General features: G+C 72.1%; 2 protein-coding genes and 1 pseudogene. 2 read left to right on the top strand and 1 reads right to left on the bottom strand.

All coding sequences use genetic code 11. The features are described 5' to 3' along the window. Window positions 1-104: 104 nt before the first annotated feature. Window positions 105-1,231: pseudogene (serC, locus tag AC2W7A_RS10605) on the bottom strand (phosphoserine transaminase). 203 nt (window positions 1,232-1,434) lie between these two features. On the opposite strand from serC, the gene AC2W7A_RS10600 reads away from it, so the two are divergent. Both AC2W7A_RS10600 and AC2W7A_RS10595 read left to right on the top strand, forming a co-directional pair. Beyond that, entirely contained in the window at window positions 1,435-2,136 is a 702-nt protein-coding gene (locus AC2W7A_RS10600) for a metal-dependent transcriptional regulator (RefSeq protein ID WP_485991322.1), read from the top strand. A 408-nt stretch (window positions 2,137-2,544) separates the two neighbouring features. Next, the coding region (locus AC2W7A_RS10595) for a hypothetical protein (RefSeq protein WP_485991321.1) at window positions 2,545-3,444 on the top strand (900 nt) is incomplete at its 3' end.

Genomic DNA, 3,444 nt, shown 5'->3' with positions numbered 1-3,444 from the left:
GACGCGCCGGCCGAACAGGCCGCGGACCCGGACCCCCGCCCCGGAGGCGGACTCGCCCCCGACGCCGAGGCGCCGGAGGCCGAGGAGGCTGCCGAGGAGACCGCTCAGGAGAGCTGACCGACCACGTGGTCGACGCAGCCGAGCAGGGCGGACACGTCCTCCGGCTCGATCGCCGCGAAGGTGGCGATGCGCAGCTGGTTCCGGCCCAGCTTGCGGTAGGGCTCCACGTCCACCACGCCGTTGGCGCGCAGCGCCTTGGCGACCGCCGCGGCGTCCACGGAGTCTGCGAAGTCCACCGTGCAGATCACGTTCGACCGTTCGTCCGGGTCCGTCACGAACGGGGCGGCGACCTCCGAGCCTCGGCCCACGCGTACACCCGGGAGGACGAGTCCGCGGTGCGTCCGGTGGCGAAGTCCAGGCCGCCGTGGCCGTTCATCCACCGCAGCTGCTCGTCCAGCATGACGAGGGTGGCCAGCGCCGGCGTGTTATAGGTCTGGTCCTTCAGCGAGTTCTCCACCGCGATCCCCAGGTCCAGGAACTCCGGGATCCAGCGGTCCGAGGCCTTGATCTCGGCCACGCGCTCGAGGGCCCGCGGGGAGAACAGCGCCAGCCAGAGGCCGCCGTCCGAGGCGAAGTTCTTCTGCGGGGCGAAGTAATAGACGTCGGCCTCGGCCACGTCCACCTCCAGGCCGCCTGCGGCAGAAGTCGCGTCCACGACCACGAGCGCGTCCTCGTCCACGCCCTCGGGGCGGACCACCGGCGCGAAGACGCCGGTGGAGGTCTCGTTGTGCGGCCATGCGTACACGTCCACGCCGGCCACGCCCTCCGGGGAGGGGCGGGTGCCCGGCTCGGAGGTGCGGATGTCCGAGGCGTCCAGGAACGGGGCGTTGTCCGTGGCCCGGGCGAACTTGGAGCCGAACTCGCCGAAGCTCAGGTGCTGGGCCTTCGAACGGACCAGGCCGAAGCTCGCGGCATCCCAGAAGGCGGTCGAGCCGCCGATGCCGAGGACCACCTCGTAGCCCTCCGGTGCGGAGAACAGGGAGGAGACGCCCTCCCGGACGCTGCCGACCAGGTTCTTCACCGGCGCCTGGCGGTGGGAGGTGCCGAGCAGCCGCGGGCCGGCGGCGGCCAGCGCCTCGACCTGCGCGGCGCGGACCTTGGACGGTCCGGCGCCGAAGCGGCCGTCGGCGGGGAGCAGGTGGGCGGGCAGGGTGATGGCGGACGGATCCATGGCCACAGCAGGTCACCTCGAGTTCTGTTGCCGGGAGGGGAGGGTCGCACGGCACTCGGGCACGTGCGTGCCCTCATTGTGCTCCGCCGTCCCGACGACGTCCCGTCCGTGACGCCGGGCACCGCACCGGGTGCTGGATAGACTGGGGCGGCGTCCGGAGGCTGTCCGGGGGCAGTGGCTGGCAGTGAGAAGGGCGACGGCGGATGACCGATCTGATCGACACGACGGAGATGTACCTGCGCACCATCCTCGAGCTGGAGGAGGAGGGCATCCGGCCCCTGCGTGCGCGCATCGTGGAGCGGCTGGAGCACTCCGGCCCCACCGTCTCCCAGACCGTCGCCCGCATGGAGCGCGACGGGCTCGTGCACGTCGGCGAGGACCGTCGGCTGCAGCTGACCGAGCAGGGCCGGGAACGGGCCGTGTCCGTCCTGCGCAAGCACCGCCTCGCCGAGCGGCTGCTCGCCGATGTGATCGGACTCGACTGGGCCTATGTCCATGACGAGGCATGCCGGTGGGAGCACGTGATGAGCGACCAGGTGGAGCAGCGGCTGCTCGAGATCCTCGACGACCCGGACACCACGCCGTACGGCACCCCCATCCCACCCCGTCCGGACCGGCAGTCCGCGGCGGAGTGGAGTGCACAGATGGGCCTGTCCTCCCGGTCTCTGGTGGATGCGGCGGGCGGCCGTGCGACCGTCGCCGGCCTGGCCGAGGCCGTGCAGACCGACGCCGAACTGCTGCAGGAGCTGGCCCGCGCCCACGTCCGCCCGGGCGTCGTGCTGGAGGTGCGGGAGACGTCCGACCCGGATTACCTGCGGGTGCAGGCCGTCGACGTGGCAGGTGCCCCGGCGCTCGAGCTGGGCCGTGAGACCGCGGCTCACGTCCGTGTCCACGGCGATCGCTGACGGCAGGTGTCGAGCCGGTCGGCGACGCCCGGCGGGTCCGATGATCCTGCGGGGCACAGCTGTTACTGAGACCCGGTCTCGAACATGATGAGGCATCACGGCAGAGGTCACGACACGAACGGTCGGTCGATATTTCTCATAATCGCATCTGACAAGGTGTTTTGCCGCGTGGGTGGGAGGTGTCCGCCGGCCTTCCGTGATGTTCGCGTGACATTGCCGTGACCTTGTGTGTAGCCTGAGCTCCGTGCCCGGATGCAGGAATCGCTCCGGGCGCCCCCGTGTCCACACCGTGTGCATCCTCCGCGTGGACGGCCGGGGAGTCACTCGTTTCGACGGCAACCGCCATGGTGCGGGGGCTCTGCTGGGATCGCAGGGAATGCACACGGACATGCTCGGAAGAGGTTCATCGTGACTGACCACCTGCACTCCCGCAACGCCAAGCGCTCCGGCCGTGCCGCGACCAAGGCCACCGTGGCCGTGCTCGCCGGCGGCCTCGTCGTCGCCGGCGGTGTCGCCCAGGGCCAGATCGGCAAGGGCGAGGACGCCGTCATCGCCGAGGACTCCAAGGTGGAGATGCAGCGCACCGCACAGGTGGAGCGTCAGTCCTCCGTGGATGCCGAGGCCGCCGAGAAGGCCGCCGCCGAGAAGGCTGCTGCCGAGAAGGCTGCGCAGGAGAAGGCCGCCCAGGAGGCCGCGGCGAAGAAGGCCGCCGCTGCCGAGAAGGCCGCCCAAGAGGCCGCGGCGAAGAAGGCTGCTGCCGAGAGGGCTGCGCAGGAGAAGGCCACCCAGGAGGCTGCCGCGAAGAAGGCCGCCGCTGACGAGAAGGCCGCCCAGGAGGCCGCCGCGAAGAAGGCCGCCCAGGAGAAGGCGGCCCAGGAGGCCGTAGCGAAGAAGGCTGCGGCCGAGGAGGCCGCGCAGCAGGAGGCGGCGCAGCAGGAGGCGGCGCAGAAGGCCGCCCAGGAGAAGGCGGCCCAGGAGCCGCAGCGAAGAAGGCTGCGGCCGAGGAGGCCGCGCAGCAGGAGGCGGCGCAGAAGGCCGCCCAGGAGAAGGCGGCCGCGAAGCAGGCCGCTGCCGAGAAGTACGCCGCGAAGAAGGCGGCCGAGCGCCAGGCCGCCGCGGAGAAGGCCGCCGCCGAGAAGGCGGCCGCTGAGAAGCAGGCTGCCGCCGAGCAGCGCTGGCGTGAGAAGGTCGCCGCCCAGGAGCCGCGAAGAAGGCCGCCGCCGAGCGCGCCGCAGCGCAGCGCGCCGAGCAGGCCGCAGCCGAGCAGCCGGTGGCGTGAGCGCGTGGCCGCTCAGGAGGCCGCCGAGC

This window comes from Micrococcus sp. LASM2_SD2, from assembly GCF_057364565.1.
This window is presented reverse-complemented; position numbering and strand designations above follow the sequence as displayed.